The 20,189-nt window shown below is 41.6% G+C and carries 17 protein-coding genes and 1 pseudogene; 12 read left to right on the top strand and 6 right to left on the bottom strand.

The genetic code is table 11. From position 1 onward, the window contains the following. Positions 1–12 precede the first annotated feature (12 nt). A pseudogene (pnuC, locus tag ACTHN6_RS21670) lies at positions 13–633 on the bottom strand (nicotinamide riboside transporter PnuC). Positions 634–747: 114 nt separating this feature from the next. On the opposite strand from pnuC, the gene ACTHN6_RS21665 reads away from it, so the two are divergent. Then, positions 748–1,863, top strand: coding sequence for a saccharopine dehydrogenase family protein (locus ACTHN6_RS21665; RefSeq protein WP_440437876.1), 1,116 nt, complete (start codon positions 748–750; stop codon positions 1,861–1,863). 38 nt (positions 1,864–1,901) lie between these two features. Here the strand turns inward: ACTHN6_RS21665 and ACTHN6_RS21660 are convergent, their stop codons facing one another. Then, complete coding sequence (locus ACTHN6_RS21660) at positions 1,902–3,548, bottom strand: M28 family metallopeptidase (RefSeq protein ID WP_440437875.1); 1,647 nt, start codon at positions 3,546–3,548, stop codon at positions 1,902–1,904. Between the two features lie 115 nt (positions 3,549–3,663). Between ACTHN6_RS21660 and ACTHN6_RS21655 the strand changes: the two genes are divergently transcribed. The 3 genes from ACTHN6_RS21655 (at position 3,664) to ACTHN6_RS21645 (ending at position 7,765) form a co-directional block, all read left to right on the top strand. Beyond that, the gene (locus ACTHN6_RS21655) at positions 3,664–4,704 is read left to right on the top strand and encodes a ligase-associated DNA damage response exonuclease (RefSeq protein WP_440437874.1); all 1,041 of its coding nucleotides are present in this window, start codon (positions 3,664–3,666) and stop codon (positions 4,702–4,704) included. Between the two features lie 214 nt (positions 4,705–4,918). Then, positions 4,919–6,535: an ATP-dependent DNA ligase gene (locus ACTHN6_RS21650; RefSeq protein WP_440437873.1), complete on the top strand. Its 1,617-nt coding sequence runs from the start codon at positions 4,919–4,921 to the stop codon at positions 6,533–6,535. Between the two features lie 78 nt (positions 6,536–6,613). After that, entirely contained in the window at positions 6,614–7,765 is a 1,152-nt protein-coding gene (locus tag ACTHN6_RS21645; protein WP_440437872.1) for an acyl-CoA dehydrogenase, read from the top strand. A 5-nt stretch (positions 7,766–7,770) separates the two neighbouring features. On the opposite strand, the gene ACTHN6_RS21640 is transcribed toward ACTHN6_RS21645, so the two are convergent. Further along, positions 7,771–7,896, bottom strand: a complete 126-nt coding sequence (locus ACTHN6_RS21640; RefSeq protein ID WP_440437871.1) for a hypothetical protein — start codon at positions 7,894–7,896, stop codon at positions 7,771–7,773. Between the two features lie 241 nt (positions 7,897–8,137). Between ACTHN6_RS21640 and ACTHN6_RS21635 the strand changes: the two genes are divergently transcribed. From ACTHN6_RS21635 to ACTHN6_RS21625, 3 genes are all read left to right on the top strand, one after another. Then, the gene (locus ACTHN6_RS21635) at positions 8,138–8,905 is read left to right on the top strand and encodes an exonuclease domain-containing protein (RefSeq protein WP_440437870.1); all 768 of its coding nucleotides are present in this window, start codon (positions 8,138–8,140) and stop codon (positions 8,903–8,905) included. 85 nt (positions 8,906–8,990) lie between these two features. Further along, the gene (locus tag ACTHN6_RS21630) at positions 8,991–9,791 is read left to right on the top strand and encodes a polyprenol monophosphomannose synthase (RefSeq protein ID WP_440437869.1); all 801 of its coding nucleotides are present in this window, start codon (positions 8,991–8,993) and stop codon (positions 9,789–9,791) included. A 162-nt stretch (positions 9,792–9,953) separates the two neighbouring features. Then, complete coding sequence (locus ACTHN6_RS21625; protein ID WP_440437868.1) at positions 9,954–10,220, top strand: hypothetical protein; 267 nt, start codon at positions 9,954–9,956, stop codon at positions 10,218–10,220. 85 nt (positions 10,221–10,305) lie between these two features. On the opposite strand, the gene ACTHN6_RS21620 is transcribed toward ACTHN6_RS21625, so the two are convergent. Beyond that, a complete protein-coding gene (locus ACTHN6_RS21620) occupies positions 10,306–11,859 on the bottom strand; it encodes a response regulator (RefSeq protein WP_440437867.1) in 1,554 nt (517 codons plus the stop codon). A gap of 158 nt (positions 11,860–12,017) precedes the next feature. Here ACTHN6_RS21620 and ACTHN6_RS21615 point away from each other — a divergent pair, with 158 nt between their 5' ends. The 5 genes from ACTHN6_RS21615 (at position 12,018) to ACTHN6_RS21595 (ending at position 17,399) form a co-directional block, all read left to right on the top strand. Beyond that, positions 12,018–13,220 carry an HD domain-containing protein gene (locus ACTHN6_RS21615; RefSeq protein ID WP_440437866.1) on the top strand — a complete coding sequence of 401 codons (1,203 nt, stop codon included), beginning with the start codon at positions 12,018–12,020 and terminating at the stop codon, positions 13,218–13,220. A gap of 52 nt (positions 13,221–13,272) precedes the next feature. After that, positions 13,273–14,325 (top strand): UDP-3-O-(3-hydroxymyristoyl)glucosamine N-acyltransferase, encoded by a 1,053-nt coding sequence (gene lpxD / locus ACTHN6_RS21610; RefSeq protein ID WP_440437865.1) that lies wholly within the window; start codon positions 13,273–13,275, stop codon positions 14,323–14,325. A 123-nt stretch (positions 14,326–14,448) separates the two neighbouring features. Further along, a complete protein-coding gene (locus ACTHN6_RS21605) occupies positions 14,449–15,855 on the top strand; it encodes a bifunctional UDP-3-O-[3-hydroxymyristoyl] N-acetylglucosamine deacetylase/3-hydroxyacyl-ACP dehydratase (protein ID WP_440437864.1) in 1,407 nt (468 codons plus the stop codon). An 87-nt stretch (positions 15,856–15,942) separates the two neighbouring features. Next, positions 15,943–16,743 (top strand): acyl-ACP--UDP-N-acetylglucosamine O-acyltransferase, encoded by an 801-nt coding sequence (lpxA, locus tag ACTHN6_RS21600; RefSeq protein ID WP_440437863.1) that lies wholly within the window; start codon positions 15,943–15,945, stop codon positions 16,741–16,743. A 35-nt stretch (positions 16,744–16,778) separates the two neighbouring features. Next, the gene (locus ACTHN6_RS21595; protein ID WP_440437862.1) at positions 16,779–17,399 is read left to right on the top strand and encodes an ABC transporter ATP-binding protein; all 621 of its coding nucleotides are present in this window, start codon (positions 16,779–16,781) and stop codon (positions 17,397–17,399) included. A 30-nt stretch (positions 17,400–17,429) separates the two neighbouring features. Here ACTHN6_RS21595 and ACTHN6_RS21590 read toward each other — a convergent pair whose 3' ends face one another. Both ACTHN6_RS21590 and ACTHN6_RS21585 read right to left on the bottom strand, forming a co-directional pair. Next, positions 17,430–18,107, bottom strand: a complete 678-nt coding sequence (locus ACTHN6_RS21590) for a response regulator (protein ID WP_440437861.1) — start codon at positions 18,105–18,107, stop codon at positions 17,430–17,432. Between the two features lie 95 nt (positions 18,108–18,202). Beyond that, positions 18,203–20,155 carry a tetratricopeptide repeat-containing sensor histidine kinase gene (locus ACTHN6_RS21585; RefSeq protein WP_440437860.1) on the bottom strand — a complete coding sequence of 651 codons (1,953 nt, stop codon included), beginning with the start codon at positions 20,153–20,155 and terminating at the stop codon, positions 18,203–18,205. Positions 20,156–20,189: the final 34 nt, after the last annotated feature.

Below are 20,189 nucleotides of genomic sequence, written 5' to 3'. Positions count from 1 at the left end.
TATTAAATCATTTTATCCTTTCAACTCCGTAAAATTTAAAGTAGCCTGCTTGCCTATATTCGCCCTCCGCATCCACTCTATCAAACCAAAAAAAGCTATTATTAATAATATAAGGTAATACACACTTGTAAACACATAACCCTTTACGAAGTAAAGCGGAATGGAGGCAAAATCGGTGGCTAACCACCAGTACCAGCTTTCTACTTTTTTCTTTGCCATCAGCCACATGCCGGTATAGGCAGTTGCGCTGGCAAATGCATCGGCTCAGGGAATGGCGCCGGGTGCAAAAGATCGTTTTAGGTAAGTAAGAATTAAAAAAATGCCTAAATAAAAAGCTGCGAAAAACAATACCTGCTGCATCCATTGTTTGCCATTGGAAAATTTGATATTTACAACATGATGTTGCAGCGCATCTTTTTTCGTCCATAAAATCCAGCCATAAATACTCATAATGGTGTAATAGAGATTTACGCTGGCTTCACCAAACAAATGCCCTTTCAAACTCAGCCATATATAAATAATGGTATTCACCAACCCGGTTGGATATACCCAAATATTTTCCAGCCTTGAATAATACACGCTGGCAATCCCCGTAAACACGGCCACATATTCAAGCCAGGTGGTTGCCTGCATGCCTGCTGTAAATTGCTGCCAGAAGGTATCAAAATCCATATTTCAAAATTGGGTTGTAAAGTTGGAAAGCCGAAATTTATAACGCTTTGCTTCATATTTGCAAAAACTTTTCCCATGAATATTGCTGTTTTAGGCGCCGGTATGGTAGGCGGTGTTATGGCACTTGATCTTTCCAAAGAGCATTCCGTTACTTCCATCGATGTTAATGAAAATAACCTGCAGCGGGTTCAGCAAAAGAATCCAGCCATTAAAACCATACAAGCCAACCTGAAAGATCATGCCTCTTACAAAACATTATTGCAACCTTTTGACCTCGTTGTAACGGCTGTTCCGGGTTTTATGGGTTTTGAAACATTGAAAGCCGTTATTGAATGCGGAAAAAACGTTGCGGATATTTCCTTCTTTCCCGAAAATGCATTGGAACTCGATGCCTTAGCAAAAGAAAACAGCGTGACCATAATTACTGATTGCGGCGTGGCGCCGGGCATGAGCAATTATATTATAGGAAGATATGACGTTGAAATAACCATTGAGGCTTTTGAAATCTACGTGGGCGGATTACCTAAGATCCGCAAAAAACCCTTTGAATATAAAGCGCCATTCTCACCGGTGGATGTAATTGAAGAATATACCCGCCCAGCCCGTTTAATGGAAAACGGCAACATCGTCATCAAACCGTCCCTCACCGAACTTGAACACATGCAGTTTGATGAAATTGGTACGCTGGAAACTTTTAATACAGATGGTCTGCGTTCCTTACTGTTTACCATGCCGCATATAAGAAACCAGAAAGAGAAAACCCTGCGTTACCCCGGCCATGTTGATCTCATCATTGCTTTAAAAGAAAGTGGTTTTTTCAATGAAGAGAAAATAAATATTGATGAAAACGGAATATCACCACTGCAATTCACTTCAAAGATTTTATTTAAAGAATGGAAGCTGGGTGAAGCCGAAGAAGAATTAACGGTAATGAAAGTAATCCTGAAATCTGCCACCAAAACCATTGAATACAATCTCCTCGACCGGTATGATGTTGCCACCCAAACTTCATCCATGAGCCGCACCACGGGTTACACCTGCACAGCATCTGCCAATCTTATTGCAAATAATATTTTTACCGAAAAAGGCGTGTTTCCACCGGAACTTGTGGGCAAACACAAACCTGCCTTCGATTTTGTGATAGATTATTTAAAGGCCAGAAATGTGCTGTGGGTTAAGAAAGAATATTAATCAGCCGCTAAGTTTTTGCCGGCAAAAAAATAACCTGCCTACTGTTTCATCATCCCATCCCTCACCGCCTTAAACTCAGAACCCGCTTTCCATTTGGGAAAAGTAATTTCATTCGCTAATTTATCGCCTATAGAAAACAACATTTGCATATCCTGCAACCCGCCGTCAAACGTCCAGGCTGAATTAAATTCATCCGCAGGCTGATGATAGCGGTTAGCATTATAATCATCTTCCAGCTTTTCACCATATGCTTTTCCCTTGCCAACTACATCTACCCCGCCGCCGCTGCTTATGGCCGGCACACCCACCTTGGCAAAACTAAAATGGTCTGAACGGAAATAATGCCCCGCTTCAGGGTGTGCTTCCGGCGCCAGGTACCTGCCCTGTTGTTTCGCCTCCGCTTCCACATAATCTTCCAGCTCATTCTGTCCCTGCCCGGCAATTACAATGTCTTTTTTCTTATCATAAGCATCCACCACATCCATGTTTAAATCAGCCACTGTTTTATTTAAGGGATAAACAGGATGTTCCGCATAATATGCAGACCCCAGTAACCCCTGCTCCTCTGCCGTAACCGCCAAAAACAAAATACTGCGTTCCGGCTTTTCTTTTAAGGAAGTAAATGCCCTTGCCATTTCAATCAGCGCCGCCGTGCCGCTGGCATTATCAATGGCGCCGTTATAAATGGAATCACCTTTTGCATCCGGCTGGCCAATACTCAGATGGTCCCAGTGCGCTGTATAAATAATATATTCATCAGGCCTTTTGCTGCCGGTAAGTTTGGCAAGTACATTATGTGAAGTATTATAAGTTGCTGTTACTCTTACTTTCAGCGATAACTTTTCGCCCAGCGGCACCGCTTTAAAACCCTGCTTATTAGCGCTTACCAGCAAAGAGCTGTCTTTACCCGCAGCCGCCAGCAATTTTTTGGCTGCATCTGCTGAAACCCATCCCTGTAAGGCGCAATGATATTGTTTATCCCCCCTTTTGTCAAGGTATAAATTTGAACTGCCCCATGAGCTTTGCACCACGCTGAAAGGATAAGACGCCGCTTCTGTATTGTGAATAACAAAAATGCCTTTAGCGCCCTGCCTGGCCGCTTCTTCATATTTATAGGTCCAGCGGCCGTAATATGTCATCGTTTTTCCCTTAAAAATAGTGGTATCCACACCAAAACCCGGATCGTTCACCATTACCAGCACCACTTTTCCCTTTACATCAATACCGGCATAATCGTTCCAGTTATATTCCGGCGCCACCACGCCATAACCGGCAAATACCAGTTCGTCGTTATCAAATGAAATCACAGAATCGGTGCGCTCGGTAGAAACCACAAAATCTTCTGTCTTCTTCAAATCAAAACTGCCTTTGGGCGATTGCACCTTCATGACTGCATCGGCATAAGGCGTTATTTCCACCATCGGCACATCCTGCACATAACTGCTGCCGTTGCCCGGTTCCAGCCCCAGTTGTTTAAAAGCATGCTCCAGAAAAGCTACCGTTTTTGTTTCGCCGGGCGAAAAAGGCTTGCGCCCTTCAAAAGAATCGGAGGCCAGTATTTTTATATTCTGCATCATGCTGTCGCGGTTAAAGGCAGCCGCAGTTGCTTCAGCAGTTTTATTTTCGTTTTGATTACAGGCAGCAGCCAGCAGGGCTATAGCAGAGAGAAAATAGAGGTTGCGCATACGATCAATTTATACGCAAGTATAAAAATAAACCCGCTAAGAAGTTTTAGAAACTTTTAAAACCCGGCTGCCTTATTCATTTCCCGGTAACATTTTTGTTTACATTCATATCACTATGCCGCTGATTGAATTCACCGATAAAGGCCTGTTTTGCCGCGCCGGCAATTTTTATATCGATCCCTGGAAGCCGGTTGATTATGCCATCATTACGCATGCCCACAGCGATCACGCCAAATGGGGCAGCAAAAATTATTTGTGCCATACGCTCACCAAACCTTTGCTGCAGGCACGCCTCGGCGATAACCATTATGAAACGCTGGAATGGAGCGAAAGCAAAACCATTAACGGTGTAAAGGTTTCCCTGCATCCCGCCGGGCATATTATCGGCTCATCGCAAATAAGAATTGAATACAATAATGAAATATGGGTGGCCAGCGGCGATTATAAAGTGACCAACGATGGTATCAGCGGTGCATTTGAGCCGGTAAAATGCCACGCTTTTATTACCGAATCCACTTTTGGGCTGCCTATTTATTGCTGGAAAGACCAGGAAGCGGTTTTTGAAAACATGCGCAACTGGATACTCGCCAATAAAGCCCTGAATAAAACCAGCATCATCATAGCGTACAGCCTGGGAAAATCGCAGCGCGTGTTAAAAGCGCTGGAAGATTTTGATGAAACCATTTATATGCATGGCGCCACCTGGAATATGCACCAGGCATTGGTAAATGCAAATGTTTCGCTCCCAAAAATCAACGCGGAGCGTGTAACGCCCGAAACGCCAAAGGAAAAACTGAAAGAAAGTATTGTAATAGCGCCACCGGGCGCCGAAGGTTCTTCGTGGTTAAAGAAGTTTTCGCCCTACGCTATCGGTGTTTGCAGCGGCTGGATGCAGGTACGCGGTAATGTGCGCCGCAAAAACGTGGATGGCGCCTTTGTGTTGAGCGATCACGCCGACTGGAGCGGTCTTTTGCAGGCCATTAAGGCAACGGAGGCCGAAAAAGTGTATGTAACGCACGGTTATCAGTCCGTTTTCAGCCGTTATTTAAACGAACAGGGCATTTGGAGCGCCGAAGTAAAAACGGAGTACGGCGAAGAAGAGGAAGAGAAGGAGAATGCAGGGGGTTTGACCGAAGAATCGGGAAAAATGGACTGAAAATAGGGAAGAAATAACCAGTTTTCTGGGGAAATGAATCGATATTCTGGGGAATTTTTCCGGTTTTCTGGGTGAAATTTTGAGTTTTCCGGGGAGTTTTTCCAATATTCTGGGGAAAAGAATCGGTTTTCCGCCGTAAAAAAACCGGTAAAACGCGGAGAATATGGAAAAGGACGCGGAACATTTTTAATAAAAAGGTTGACAAAAACACTGTATGAAGGCATTTGCAAACCTTGTAAATATATTGGGCGCTTCTACCAAAACATTGGAGAAGCAGGAAGCGCTTATCAACTATTTTTCCCTCGCAGACGATAAAGATAAAGTGTGGGTGATTGCCCTGTTCAGTGGCCGCAGGCCGCGGCGGCTGGTAAATTCATCCTTACTGCCGCAATGGTGTGTGGAAATAGCGCAAATTCCCGGCTGGCTCTTTGGCGAATGTTACGGTTCCGTGGGCGACATGGCCGAAACCATTGCTTTGCTCCTGCCCGAAGCCACCGAAGAAGCCGGCCAATCTTCTTTATCTTTCTATATCGAGAAACTCATTTCGCTTGAAAAAGAAAGCGAAGCTGTAAAAAAAGATTTTATCACCGGTTGCTGGCGCAGCATGCATAAAGATGAGCGTTTTGTGTTTAATAAATTGCTTACAGGCAATTTCCGCATCGGCATTTCGCAAAAACAAATGGTAAATGCGCTGGCCAAAACGGTAAAGCTGGACCCTTCGGTGATTGCGCACCGCATCAGCGGCAACTGGGACCCTGTTACCACCGGCTTTGATGACCTTTTGAGTGAGAATGCGAACATTACTGATTTTTCCAAACCTTATCCTTTTTATCTCGCTTATGCTTTGGAAGAAAATCCCGAAACTTTGGGCGAACCGCATGAATGGCAGGCGGAATGGAAATGGGATGGCATTCGCGGCGAAATCATCAAAAGAAATAATGAACTGTTTGTCTGGAGCCGCGGCGAAGAATTGATGACGGAGAAATTTCCCGAATATGCCATGCTGCAGCAAAAATTGCCGGAAGGCGTGGCTTTGGATGGCGAGATCATTACTTTAACGGATGCCAATGCAGCAATCAATGAATTTACCGTGTTGCCTTTCGCCTTATTGCAAACAAGAATTGGAAGAAAGAATGTTACCCGGAAACAGTTAACGGAATCACCGGTGGGTTTCATCGCCTACGATTTACTGGAATTTAATGGTGAAGATTTCCGCAGCAAAACACTGGAAGAACGGCGGGCGGTGCTGGAAAAAATTGTGGCGGAAGCGAATGAGCCGGTGCTGCGGCTGTCGCCGGTTATCCATTTTACCAATTGGGATGAGCTGGCGGCAACGAGGGCAATGAGCCGCGATATAAATGCCGAAGGTATTATGCTGAAGCGCAAAATATCCCTGTACCAGGTGGGCAGAAAAGTGGGCGATTGGTGGAAATGGAAGATTGACCCGCTCACCATAGATGCGGTGATGATTTATGCCCAGAAAGGCAGCGGCCGCCGCAGCACACTCTACACCGATTATACGTTTGCCGTGCGGGATGATGATAAACTTGTTCCCTTCACCAAGGCTTATTCAGGCTTAACCGATAAAGAATTTGCACAGGTGGACGCTTTTGTCAAAAGAAATTCGCTGGAGAAGTTTGGCCCCGTGCGAACGGTAAAACCCGAGCTGGTTTTTGAGATTGCTTTTGAGGGCATTGCGGCGAGCAACCGGCATAAAAGCGGCGTAGCGCTGCGCTTTCCGAGAATTAAACGGTGGCGGAAAGATAAACCGGCATCAGAAATAAACACCTTGCAGGATTTGAAGCAAATGCTGGAGGCATATGGCAAATAATTATTGAATATCTTTATTCGCCGCGTTAAAATACTTACAATCGTTAGCTTATTTTTGCGCTGCAAAAAACTTCTTGCCATGAATTTAGACTTATCCGAAGAGCATTTAATGATTCAGCAGGCTGCCCGCGATTTTGCCAATACAGAATGTTTGCCCGGCGTAATAGAACGGGATGAAAAAATGATGTTTCCCAGGGGGCAGGTTTTAAAACTGGCCGATCTTGGTTTTATGGGCATGATGGTGAATGAAAAATATGGAGGGGCCGGCCTGGATACGCTGAGCTATGTGATTGCCATGGAAGAAATTTCAAAGGTAGATGCCAGCACTTCCGTGTGCATGAGTGTGAACAACAGCCTTGTTTGCTGGGGCCTGGAGGCATTTGGAACAGAGGAGCAAAAACAGCAATACCTTACGCCTTTGGCGCAGGGAAAAAAAGATGGCGAACTGTATATTGGTGCCTTCCTGTTAAGCGAGCCCGAAGCCGGCAGCGATGCCACTTCGCAGCAAACCACGGCAGAAGATAAAGGCGATTATTATTTACTGAACGGCACCAAAAACTGGATTACCAACGGCTCAAGTGCCAGCGTGTACCTGGTAATGGCGCAAACCGACCGCGCAAAAAAATCCAAAGGTATTAATGCTTTCATCGTAGAAAAAAGCTGGCCGGGCGTAACGGTTGGCCCAAAAGAAAATAAAATGGGCATTCGCGGCAGCGATACGCATTCTATCCAGTTTACTGATGTAAGGGTATCTAGAGAGAACCGCATTGGCCCTGACGGTTTTGGTTTTAAATTCGCCATGCAGGTGTTGAATGGCGGGCGCATTGGCATTGCCGCCCAGGCGCTGGGTATTGCCGCCGGCGCTTTTGAAAGATCGGTTCAATACGCGAAGGAGCGAAAGGCTTTTGGCAAAGCGATTATTGACCACCAGGCAATTCAGTTTAAATTAGCTGATATGGCTACCCGGGTGGAAGCGGCACGCCTGCTTTTATATAAGGCGGCTTTAGATAAAGACAATCACAGAGATTATGGAGTGAGCTCAGCCATGGCAAAAGTTTTTGCTTCTGAAACGGCCATGTGGGCTGCCACCGAAGCCGTGCAAATACATGGCGGTTATGGCTATGTAAAAGAATACCACGTGGAAAGATTAATGCGCGATGCAAAAATTACGCAGATTTATGAAGGCACCAGCGAAGTTCAGAGAATTGTAATAGGCAGGTCGCTGTGTTAAAGGGTTTATCTTCTTCTCGTCCAGTAATTAGGATCGTGCGATGGGCAGTTTGTGCTTCTGCTTCCAATGCAGGAAGAGAAAAGCGCTGCGCATAAGCAGGCAGTTACCAGTATTAAAAAAAGTTTACGCATACAAAATTTTGATTTTACTTAAACGGATATTGGAATGCGAAAATTGTTTATAAAATTTAAAGCCTGAAGCAATATTCTGCTAACTTATTAAAATTATTTGTGAATGTTTGTTACAATTAGTTTAACGTGCCCGGGCGCTTTAAAAATAAATACTAAAATCTTTCCGATATTCTCAATAAATAAAGCAGATTGCAGCCAGTTCTAATAAGTAATACTACTTTCGCGACAGTAATATTTTCCAATGAGTTTGCAGATTTTACGCCCTCTTGCCATAATCGATCTTGAGACTACCGGCATTGACCTGGCAACGGATAAGATAATTGAAATTGCTATTGTAAAGCTAATGCCTGATGGCACCATCCAGAAGAAAAGAAAGCTGATAAACCCGCAGAAACCTATTCCGCAGGCATCAAGCAATGTACATGGCATTACCGATGAAATGATTAAGGATGCGCCCACTTTTAAACAGGTGGCGAATGAAATAAAACAATTTCTTGCCGGCTGCGATTTGGGTGGTTATAACAGCAACCGCTTTGATATTCCCATGCTGGTGGAGGAATTCCTGAGATCAGGCCTTGAATTTTCTATGGAAGGCAGAAAACTGGTGGATGTACAGAAGATATTTCATAGCATGGAGCAACGCACTTTAAGTGCAGCCTATAAATTTTATTGCAATAAAGTGCTGGAAAATGCGCACAGCGCCGAGGCCGATGCAGAAGCTACGCTGGAAATTCTGCATGCGCAGGTGGTGCGTTACCCGCAGCTTGGTTTAAGCATAGAAACAATTTTAAATTGCATTGGTGAAGATGATTGTGTGGATTTTGCCCGCAGGATGATTATGATTGATGGCATTGAAACCTTCAATTTCGGGAAGCATAAAGGCAAGCCTGTTGCCCATGTTTTAAAAGCCGAACCGCAGTATTACGACTGGATGATGAAAGGAGACTTTTCGCTTCATACAAAACAAAAACTCACAGAGATATTTAACCGCACTTTTCTGAAAAAATAAATTAAGTCAATTTTGGCTTTTTATTTCTATTGTTGGGGCAGAATATTGTATTTTCGGTAACTGTCTTTTTAAGCCTTTTTGCCTTTTGGAAAAATTAGTTATTATACCCACATATAACGAAATAGAGAATATTCCGCTTATTCTCAAAGCTATATTTTCCTTACAGCTTAATTATCATGTATTGGTGATTGACGATAATTCGCCGGACGGTACGGCAGCTAAAGTGGAAGAGCTGCAATTCTTTTATCCCAACCAGTTATTTATTTTAAAACGCAGCGGCAAGCTTGGTTTGGGCACGGCTTATATTGAAGGTTTTAAATGGGCAATTAAAAAGCGGTATGAATTCATTTTTGAAATGGATGCCGATTTTTCCCATAACCCCGCTGACCTTGAGCGTTTATATTCAGCCTGCAAAAAAGATGGCTTTGATGTGGCCGTAGGCAGCCGCTATGTTCCCGGGGGAAAGATAGAGAACTGGCCTTTAGACCGGCATATCTACTCAAAAGGCGGCGCCTTATATACCAGGATGATAACTTTTATGCCTGTAAAAGACCCTACGGCGGGTTTTGTTTGTTACAGAAGAAAAGTGCTGGAAACCATAAATTTTGACGAAATAAAATTCATTGGTTATGCCTTCCAGATTGAAATGAAATTCGCTGCCTGGAAGCTTGGTTTCAAAATAACCGAAGTGCCGATTGTGTTCATTGACCGTAAAATTGGCGTGAGCAAAATGAGCGGCAAAATCTTAAAGGAAGGCGTTTTTGGCGTGCTTTCCATACAGGTAAAAAGCCTGTTTGGCAATTATCGCAAACGCATGAGAACGCGCCCGCCAACGCATAATTACATTCAACCCGCCTTTACCGAGACAGACAAACTAACCTCCTGATTATTACCTCTTTATTAATTTCAACAAAACCTTTATTTGTTCTTTATATTATTTCAATAATTTTGCTTGTGAGTTTGATTTAATTACTACCCCATACTTACTTTCTAAACTCTATCCCATTAAGTTCACAAATATTTTGTAATTAAAATCTGAGGGCAGGCTATGTATTCTTATGCATTATTGGAACCCGGTTGTTTTTACCTGGTTCAGGAAAAAGAAAATGATGGATTAATTCTATTGCAGGTAAAGGTTGTGAGCGATCATTGTATGTATGTTGAAAAATATCCTGAAGGTATTGTGCAGGAATGGAAGCGAAAAACTGATCCTATATTTGATATAGTTGAATTGTTGAGCGATGAAAAAGTGAAGGAATGGACCAATGCTTATTACAGCAATGAAGATGCGTATTATGAAGAGGATGATGAATAAGACCATCCCAAACCCTTCCCAAAGGAAAGGGCTTTAGCCGCTGATTTTTCAGGGATCCGATCTAAGTCTCTCCTTTGGAGAGGCCTTACTTGCTCACCATCTTCACAAAAGGAATCAGCATTTCTTCCATGCTTACGCCACCATGCTGAAAAGTGTTGCGGTAATAATTCACGTAATAATTGTAATTATTAGGATAACATAAATAAGCATTCTCCCTTGCAAAAATGTAAGATGAATTTACATTAGGCACCGGCAGTCCCGCCTGGCGCGGATCGCGGAAAGCTAGTACATCTTTCGCTTCATAATTTAAATTACGGCCGTGTTTGTAACGAAGATTGGCCGTGGTTTGTTTATCGCCTATAACCTTGCAGGGCGTGTTTACCCGCACGCTGCCATGATCGGTAGCAAGAATTAAATTAATGTTTTTATCCGCCACCTTTTTTAAAGCCTGGTGCAGCGGGCTGTGTTCAAACCAGCTTTTTGTAATACTGCGATAACTGGTTTCGTCGCCGGCCAGCTCTTTCAAAACTTCCATCTCTGTTCTTGCATGGCTAAGCATATCTACAAAATTGTAAACGATAATATTCAGGTCGTTATTCAGCAGGTTATGAATATTGCTCACCAGTTGCTGGCCATCGTTGTGATGAAGCACCTTTGTATAACTGAATTTTAAATCATCCTTTTTTAAACGCTTTAACTGCGCTTTAAAAAATTCTTCTTCACATAAATTCTTGCTGCCTTCTTCATCATCGTTTTTCCATTGGCCCGGAAAATTTTTTTCTATATCAACCGGCAGCAATCCTGAGAAAATTGCGTTGCGGCTATATTGAGTGGCCGTTGGTAAAATGCTGTAAAACGTATCTTCTTCCACAATGCGGAAACTCTCCATAAAAATAGGCTGTATAGCTTTCCACTGGTCTAATCGAAGGTTGTCAATCAATATAAAAAAAGTTGTTTCACCTTTTTTTACCTGCGGCAGAATTTTTTGTTTAAATAAAGTATGGCTCATAACAGGGGCATCATCACCTTTGGCATTAATCCAGTTAGTATAGTTTTTACTAATGAATTTAAAAAACTCCGTATTGGCTTCCTGTTTTTGTGTTTGAAAAACTTCCTGCATTTCGGGGCTGTTGCTTTTTTCCATTTCAAGCTCCCAGTAAACCAGTTTTTTATAAATATCCATCCACTCATTATAATCCGGGTTACTGTTCAGCACCATGAATAAATTACGAAACTGCTGCTGGTAAGCTGACGTTGTTTTTTCTGCAACCAACCTTTTATTATCAATAATCTTTTTAAGGCAAAGCAAAACCTGGTTTGGGTTTACGGGTTTTATAAGATAATCCGTTATCTGGCTGCCAATGGCTTCTTCCATCAAATTCTCGGTCTCATTTTTTGTTATCATAACCACCGGAATATTTTTCACCTCTTTTATTTTCTGCAAAGTTTCCAGGCCGGTTATGCCAGGCATGGTTTCATCCAGCAGAACAACATCCAGCGTATTATCTTTTACAAAATCAACCGCATCAAAACCATTGGTTCTTGTATGCACTTCATACCCTTTATTCTCTAAAAATAATTTTTGCGATTGAAGGTTTTCTATTTCATCATCTACCCAGAGTATAGTTGCTACAGCCATATAAATATTTTATGATCTATGATTTTTTTGATTACGGTTTTCAACCAAAATGTTACAATCTTTGTAAACAAGCGCGGTTTGTAAAATTATCTTTTTAAAACTCCGTTATTGCATAGCTAAATGTTATTAATGGCCGATTTAACAAAGCCTCAACAGTAATGCCATCATCAAAAAGAAAGATTATTAATGATCCCATTTATGGTTTTATAACCATTGACGACACCTTGCTTTTTGATGTCATTAACCACCCCTGGTATCAGCGTTTACGCCGCATTTATCAAATGGCGCTGGCACAAATGGTTTACCCGGGCGCTGTGCATTCAAGATTGCATCATTCATTGGGCGCCTATCATTTAATCTGCCTTGCCCTAAACGAACTGAAGCAAAAGGGAATTGACATTAGCTATGAAGAAGAAATAGCGGCTAAATCTGCCATACTGCTGCACGACATTGGTCATGGCCCTTTCTCGCATGCACTTGAACATATTCTCGTGCCGGGTGTTCATCATGAAATGATAGGTTTTCGCATTATGCAAAAATTAAATGATGAATTAAACGGAAGGCTAACTACTGCTATTGACATCTTTACCAATCAATATCCTAAACAATTTCTGCACCAGTTAATAAGCGGCCAGTTAGATGTGGACCGCATGGATTATTTAACCCGCGACAGTTTTTTTACAGGCGTAAGCGAAGGCGTAATTGGCTACGACCGCATTTTAAAAATGCTTGCCGTGCACGATGGTCAGTTAATGGTGGAAGAAAAAGGCACTTACAGTGTAGAAAAATTTTTGGTAGCGCGCAGACAAATGTACTGGCAGGTATATCTGCATAAAACCGTTTTGGCCGCAGAAAAAATGATTGTAAAAATTATTGAACGTGCAAGGGAAATTTTTGATGATAGTTTAAAGCTTAATTCAACACTTGATTATTTTTTCGAAGATTTTTATGAAATGGATGATGAAGCGCTTAAAAAATTCTGCCTGATTGATGATTACGATGTGATGTTTGCAGTAAAAAAATGGAGCAGCCATGCAGATAAAGTGCTTTCCACTTTATGCAGCAATTTATTAAACCGCAAACTTTATAAATGCAGGCTTCAAACGCAGGCTTTTGATGAAAATGAAATTGAAGAGAAACGAAAACAAATAGCCGCAAAAATGAATATATCTGTACACGAAGCCGGGTATTTTGTTTTTACGGGCGAGGCTATGAATACAACTTACAGGCTGCAGGATGAACAAATCAACATTCTTTCAAAAAACGGAAATGTTAAAGACATATCCCAGGTTGACGATCCCCTCATCCACAAAACACTTTCTATGCCCGTTAAAAAATTTTACATTTGCCAATTAGTTTGACGCTGTATATTTTTTATATGATGCCATATACAGGAACAATAAAATTTAATGTATGAAGATCAATGCAGAACGCATTGCCCAGTTTTTAGAAGGAAAAGTTGAAGGGAACGGAAATGCCGAAGTTAGTTCTTTTGGCAAAATAGAAGAAGCCAGCGAAGGCCAGCTTGCTTTTTTTGCCAATCCCAAATACGAAGAATTCCTGTATAAGACCAAGGCATCTGTTGTTTTATTAAACGATAGTTACGAGTTAAAACAGCCGGTTACGTCAACGCTAATCCGCGTACCGGATGCTTATATAGCTTTCGCCAAATTATTGCAGATATACGAGGAATTAATGAAATCGCAATTAACCGGTATTCAGCAGCCAAGTTACATAGATGATTCGGCCAAATTAGGTGATGACGTTTTTGTAGGCGCTTTCACTTATGTGGGCGCAAATGCTGTTATTGGCAATAATGTAAAATTATATCCCGGTGTTTATGTGGGCAACGATGTAAAGATTGATGATAACACCATTCTTCATCCCGGTGTAAAAATTTATTTTGGTTGCCAGATAGGAAAAAATGTAACCGTACATGCAGGAACAGTTATCGGCGGCGATGGTTTTGGTTTTGCCCCGCAGGATGACGGCAGTTACAAAAAGGTACCGCAAATTGGTAATGTGGTTATAGAAGACAACGTTGAAATTGGCAGCAATGCAGCAATCGACCGGGCCACAGTTGGTTCCACCATTATCCATTCAGGTACCAAGCTCGATAACCTTATACAAATTGCACATAATGTTGAAATAGGCTGCAATACGGTAATTGCAGCACAGGCCGGCGTTAGCGGCAGCACCAAAATAGGAAAGAATGCCATGATCGGCGGGCAGGTGGGTATTGTTGGGCATCTCCAAATCGCCGACGGGGCCAAAATAAATGCACAAAGTGGCGTGTCAAAATCAATAAAAGAAAAAAATACTGCGGTTACTGGTTCACCCGCTTTTGATTACACAAGCGCTTTACGCAGCCAGGCATTAACCCGCAACCTTCCGCAAATGGAAAAAAGGCTGGTTGAACTAGAAAAACTCGTTCAGCAATTAATGCAGGAAAAAATTAATTTTTAAATTGAATTTTATAGCATCATATATCCTTTTAAAACTATTACCAAAACCAGAAGGCTTAGTTTTGCACGCCGGTAATATTCAGATTAATAAGTATTGAAAAAATCCAGCATAAAAAACTTAAGAATGGATGTAAATTTTAATCCAGATAAACAACACACCTTAGCTAACGCAATTACCATCAGCGGCACCGGTTTACATACGGGTGTTTTGGTTGATATGAAGCTCAATCCTGCCCACCCGGGTTTTGGCATCCAGTTTCAGCGCACAGATTTGCCGGGTTCATCAGCTATAAAAGCGGATTGCGATTTTGTAACCGACACCAGCCGTGGCACTACTTTGCAAATTGGCGAAGCCAAAGTAAGCACGATAGAACATTTGCTGGCTGCGCTTACCGGTATGGGTGTTGACAATGTTTTGATTGAATTGAACGGCCCTGAAGTACCCATTATGGATGGCAGTTCGCAGCCCTTTATTGAACATATTGAAGAAGCCGGCGTGCTGGAGCAGGAAGCTGCAAAAGCCTGGTACAGCATTGAAGAAAATATTTACTATTTTGATGAAGATAAACGGGTGGAAATGACGGCGCTGCCATCCACCAATTACCGCATTACTACATTAATAGATTTTAACAGCCCTGTATTGGGTACGCAGCATGCCGGTTTAAAAAACATGCATGATTTTAAAGCCGAAATTGCGCCCTGCCGCACTTTTTGTTTTTTGCATGAACTCGAAATGCTGCTGGATAATAACCTTATAAAAGGCGGGGATATTAATAATGCTATTGTTATTGTTGATAAAGTAATTGGCGATGCAGAATTAAAACGTCTTCAAAAAGTTTTCAAAAAAGACAGGATTGAAGTAAAAAGCGAAGGCTACCTTAATAACCTGGAGCTGCGTTTTCCCAATGAACCTGCAAGGCACAAGCTATTGGATATTGTGGGCGACCTTACATTGGTGGGCTATCCTTTAAAGGCAAATATTATTGCCAACAGGCCGGGTCATAGCAGCAATGTAGCTTTTGCCAAAAAAATAAAGCAGTATATAAAGAAGAACAAACACTTAAAAGATGTGCCTGTTTACGATGCGGCGCAGCCTGCGGTGTTTGGCCTTGACTATATAGAAAAAACATTACCACACCGGTTTCCGTTTTTGTTGGTTGATAAAATTATTGAGTTGACAGATACACGTATCATCGGTATTAAAAATGTTACTTTCAACGAGTGGTTTTTCCAGGGGCATTTTCCAAATAATCCTGTCATGCCCGGCGTTTTACAAATTGAAGCGCTGGCTCAAACCGGTGGCATTCTTTGTATTAACTCTATGCCTGAAGGAAAATATGATACTTATTTTTTAAAGATCGATAATTGCAAATTCAAACAAAAAGTGGTTCCCGGCGATACGATGGTGCTAAAAATGGAATTAAACGGGCCTATCAGGCGGGGTATTTGCGACATGAAAGGCACCGTTTATGTTGCCGGAAAGGTGGCAACAGAAGCTAACCTAGTGGCCCAGCTCGTAAAAGTTGATTAACCAATTTAGCATTATATTAAATATGAACGGCTAACTTTGCCGCGTTTTACTTTTAAACAAATCCTGCATTCATTAATGCAATATTAAATGATTCATCCGCACACGTACATTCATCCAAACGCCAGGCTTGCTGAAAATGCAAAGGTTGACCCCTTTACCGTCATTCACCAAAATGTGGAAATTGGCGCGGGTACCTGGATAGGCAGCAACGTTACCATTATGGAAGGCGTTAAAATCGGCAAGAACTGCCGCATTTTCCCGGGTGCCGTACTGGGTGCTGTTCCACAGGATTTAAAATACAGGGATGAAGATACCTACGTTGAAATTGGTGATAACACTACTATAAGAGAATTTGTAACCATACACCGCGGTACCAGTTACCGCTGGAAAACATCAGTTGGCAAAAATTGCCTCATTATGGCGTACAGCCATATTGCACATGACTGTATAGTTGGTGATCACTGTATTATGAGCAATAACAGCCAAATGGCCGGCCACGTGGTTATGGGTGATTATGCGTGGGTAGCAGGTTTTACAGCCATTCATCAGTTTGTAAAAATTGGCCAGCATGCATTTATTGCAGGTGGCAGCCTTGTAAGAAAAGATGTTCCGCCTTACATAAAAGCAATAAGAAATCCCTTAAGTTACGGCGGCGTTAACAGCGTGGGTTTAAAAAGAAGAGGGTTTTCATTAGATAAGATAAACGCCATCCTCGATATCTACCGCATTATTTACAATAAAGGCCTTAATACAACCAAAGCACTGGAGTATATAGAAGAAGAAATGCCGGCCAGCGATGAACGCGACGAAATTGTTGGTTTCATCCGCGAAAGCGAAAGAGGCATTATAAAAAGATTTTCCAAGCCCGATACGGACGACGAACAGTAGCCAGCCGCCACTCTCTTATCTTTGTTAGCAATCAAATGAAAATACAGCTTACAAATGCCGGCAAACGCTTTAGCCGTGAGTGGATTTTTCGCAATCTTAGTTATGAATTTTTGCCCGGTGTGCAATACGCAATAACCGGCCCTAACGGCAGTGGTAAAAGCACATTGCTGCAGGCCATTGCCGGTGCATCTACCTTAAATGAAGGCAGCATAGAGTGGCAGCCGGACAATAAGAATATGCAACCTGAAGAAGCAAATGCCTATATTTCTATTGCAGCACCTTATCTTGAACTGATCGAGGAAATGACGGCAAAAGAATTCCTGCTTTTTCACAGCAACTTCAAAAAATTTATACAAAATCTTCCTGTTGAAACTATCTTAGAAGAAGCTGATTTAGCGCAGGCAGCTAATAAACAGATCCGTTTTTTTAGCAGTGGTATGAAACAAAGGCTAAAACTGGCGCAGGCATTTTTTTCTGATGTGCCTGTTATATTGCTTGATGAGCCGTGCACCAATCTTGATGCAGCAGGCTTCGCCTTGTATTACAGATGGATTGAGAATTATAGCAATGGAAGGCTGGTTATTATTTCAAGCAATGATAAAAATGAATTCAGTTTTTGTACCCGGCAACTGAATATTCTCGACTTTAAGCATTAAACCGGGCAATAATTTTTAAATGAAAAGTAATCATATCAACCCTTTATCATAAGCAATGCGCATAGCCTGCGCTTTACTGTTTACATGCAGCTTTTGATAAATATTACCCACATGTTTTCTTACCGTAAGCACGCTTATACCCGTTATTTCTGCTATGCGTTTTGCATCATATCCTCTCACAGTGTGATGCAGAATTTCTTTCTCTCTTTCAGATAATAAAGATGATATATCGCTGCCAGCAGGCTTCTGTTCCCGCAGCGGTACAGATGCCTGGCTGAGCAATTGCAGTGTTTTTCGTGCAATGGCCGGGTTTATAGCCGCACCCCCGTTTTGGGTTACCGTTATAACAGCATTATACAATCCTTTTGCATCTTCATCTTTTAATAAATAACCGTGTGCGCCGGCTTTTATGGCTTCAAAAATTTTATCGTCGTCATCAAAAATAGTAAGCACAATAAAAAATATATCCGGGTAAAGAGAGCGTGCAATGCTTATGGTTTGTATGCCATCCATTTCGGGCATTTCAATATCCATAAATATCAAATGTGGCAGCTTTTCAATGGGGAGGCCTTTCAACTGCTCCAGACAATCATTCCCGTTAACCGCAGTAAAGCAAACTTTAAGATCATTAAATTGTTTTAGCTTATCGGTTATATTGCTGCGGTTAATGGCTTTATCGTCTGTTATTCCAATTCTTAACGGATTCATACAAGGCTTTTAAAGAGGAATATAATTCTATGCAAAATTCTTTATACGTTTAAAAAACACAATACTTAATTTATAGTAGCGTTGAATTTTATAATTCAGGCAGTTTCTAAAAAAATATTGGTGCCACTGCCTTCTGCTGATCCTATATTGAAATGAATGCCCGCATCTTCAGCCCTTATTTTCATGTTTCTTAAACCATGCCCAGCGCTATCGGCAGTGCTAGTAATGCCCGTTCCATCGTCTTTAATTATAATGGAAATAACATCGCCGGTTTTTATTTCAACAATAATATTTTTTGCGTGGCTGTGCTTTAAAGCATTGTGGATAGCTTCCTGCACAATACGAAAAATATTCAGCGCTTTTTGCGAACCGACCCGAATATCGTTTACTATATTTTCTTCAACAGCAATGTTTATATGGCCATAGCTTGGTTTTAATTTGTTCACATAATTTTTTACACGGTCGCTTATGCCTGTAATGGTTATATTTTCTTTATTCAATACCCATATGGTATCGCGCAGGGAATGAATGATTTCTTTTGAATGTAATTGCAGGTTTGCAAGCTGGCGGCTTCCTGCCTCAATGCCTTTTGCTGAAATAGTTTCAACATCGGCGGAGATAGCTGTGGCATAAGCGCCAATATTATCGTGAAGATCAGCAGCAATGCGTTTGCGCTCTTTTTCTTCCGCATTAAGAATAGATTGCGCTGCCTTTCTTTTCTCTTCTTCAATTGCCTGGTGCATCCGCACTTTTTGTTTTATGTTTTGATTGCGGTACCAAAGCCATGCTATTATGCCTGCTAAAACAATAAAAGCGATTGAACCAAACAATAAATAATTTCTTCTTGCCAGTTTTAACTGCTGCACCACAATCGTGTTTTCTTTTTGGTTAACATCATACTTAGTGCGTATTTCAGCAATAGCTTCAGCTTTGTTTCTTTCATATACCGTGTCTTTTAATACAATGATTTCTTCAAGCACTTGCTGATATTCACTATAATCCTTATCTTCTTTTAAATAGCGGGCAAGTGCCAGATAAAAGGGCAGGCGTACAGAAGGATCGTTATTGAAGGTTTTGGATGAATCGCCCGGCTTTCTTTGCAGGTCGCCCGTTTCAAGCTTGCTCCAGCAAAAGGCAATGGCTTTTTTTAAACGGCCCGTACTGGCATAAAAGTCTGCTATCTGCAAATTATCTTCTATAATAGCATCAGGATTCGCTTCAATTTTATTACGCATTTCCTGCATATTGCGCAATGCTATTTCGGCATCATTTAACTTCTTCATGTTTACATATACTGCAGATTGAAAACGATATGCGCTGGCCAGCCTGTCGTACATTTCCACCTGCCTGCACAGGTCAATTCCTTTTTGCAGATAATATAAGGCGGAATCAATCTTATCTTCTTTGTACATTATCTGCGCCCTGCTTATATATATTGAACCGAGGTTGCTATGCTTTGTTCCTGATGCATACAATAATGCTCTATTGTTCCATTTAAGCGCTTCTTTCATTTCATTGCGGTATGCTGCCGCAAAACCAATAATATTCGCAATTGCAGATGACTGCACACTGTCATTATATTTTTCTGCTTCAGCCGAAAGCGGGTATAGAATAGCAATAGATTCCTGTATTTTACCATCAGCTCCATATGCAGTTGCATCTAATCTTTTTAATTTGAAATAAATGTCGCGCCGGTCATTATCAGTTACTTTATTTTTTGGTAATTCCTGCGCCACAACAGCGTGCACACTATCTGTCCATCCCCACTGCATATAATCTTGTGCAAGCGTAAGCTGCGCAAGCGTTTTCAGCCTTTCGTTTTTAGAAGCAGCGGCAAGGTCAAGCGCTATATAAGCATACTTTTCAAGACTGTCCTGTGCAATATTTCCATAGTCTTCACAATAAGCAATAATAGCTGCAAGCTTTTCATCATTTGAAGTAGCAACGTCAACCTTTTGTTTAAGCGCATTTATTTTTTTTGTTTGCGCAAGGCCATTAAAATGTAATAAGCATATTAATAAAACAGAAAGCAGTATTCTGCAATACATGGCACGAAATTGTTTTGGTTGCAATAAAAATAGT

Origin of the sequence: Parafilimonas sp., assembly GCF_051953455.1 — a bacterium.
Classification (GTDB): domain Bacteria; phylum Bacteroidota; class Bacteroidia; order Chitinophagales; family Chitinophagaceae; genus Parafilimonas.
The sequence above is the reverse complement of the archived record's forward strand: the minus strand, read 5'-3'. Positions and strand labels throughout refer to the sequence as shown.

Excerpts from the sequence above, each read along its gene's own strand:
- ACTHN6_RS21655 (WP_440437874.1), top strand. The coding sequence starts at position 3,664 with ATGCCGCTGATTGAATTCACCGATAAAGGCCTGTTTTGCCGCGCCGGC.
- ACTHN6_RS21650 (WP_440437873.1), top strand. The coding sequence starts at position 4,919 with ATGAAGGCATTTGCAAACCTTGTAAATATATTGGGCGCTTCTACCAAA.
- ACTHN6_RS21615 (WP_440437866.1), top strand. The coding sequence starts at position 12,018 with ATGCCATCATCAAAAAGAAAGATTATTAATGATCCCATTTATGGTTTT.
- ACTHN6_RS21590 (WP_440437861.1), bottom strand. The coding sequence starts at position 18,107 with ATGAATCCGTTAAGAATTGGAATAACAGACGATAAAGCCATTAACCGC.
- ACTHN6_RS21620 (WP_440437867.1), bottom strand. The coding sequence starts at position 11,859 with ATGGCTGTAGCAACTATACTCTGGGTAGATGATGAAATAGAAAACCTT.
- ACTHN6_RS21625 (WP_440437868.1), top strand. The coding sequence starts at position 9,954 with ATGTATTCTTATGCATTATTGGAACCCGGTTGTTTTTACCTGGTTCAG.
- ACTHN6_RS21665 (WP_440437876.1), top strand. The coding sequence starts at position 748 with ATGAATATTGCTGTTTTAGGCGCCGGTATGGTAGGCGGTGTTATGGCA.
- ACTHN6_RS21645 (WP_440437872.1), top strand. The coding sequence starts at position 6,614 with ATGAATTTAGACTTATCCGAAGAGCATTTAATGATTCAGCAGGCTGCC.
- ACTHN6_RS21635 (WP_440437870.1), top strand. The coding sequence starts at position 8,138 with ATGAGTTTGCAGATTTTACGCCCTCTTGCCATAATCGATCTTGAGACT.
- ACTHN6_RS21585 (WP_440437860.1), bottom strand. The coding sequence starts at position 20,155 with ATGTATTGCAGAATACTGCTTTCTGTTTTATTAATATGCTTATTACAT.
- ACTHN6_RS21605 (WP_440437864.1), top strand. The coding sequence starts at position 14,449 with ATGGATGTAAATTTTAATCCAGATAAACAACACACCTTAGCTAACGCA.
- ACTHN6_RS21660 (WP_440437875.1), bottom strand. The coding sequence starts at position 3,548 with ATGCGCAACCTCTATTTTCTCTCTGCTATAGCCCTGCTGGCTGCTGCC.
- lpxD (WP_440437865.1), top strand. The coding sequence starts at position 13,273 with ATGAAGATCAATGCAGAACGCATTGCCCAGTTTTTAGAAGGAAAAGTT.
- lpxA (WP_440437863.1), top strand. The coding sequence starts at position 15,943 with ATGATTCATCCGCACACGTACATTCATCCAAACGCCAGGCTTGCTGAA.
- ACTHN6_RS21640 (WP_440437871.1), bottom strand. The coding sequence starts at position 7,896 with ATGCGTAAACTTTTTTTAATACTGGTAACTGCCTGCTTATGCGCAGCG.
- ACTHN6_RS21595 (WP_440437862.1), top strand. The coding sequence starts at position 16,779 with ATGAAAATACAGCTTACAAATGCCGGCAAACGCTTTAGCCGTGAGTGG.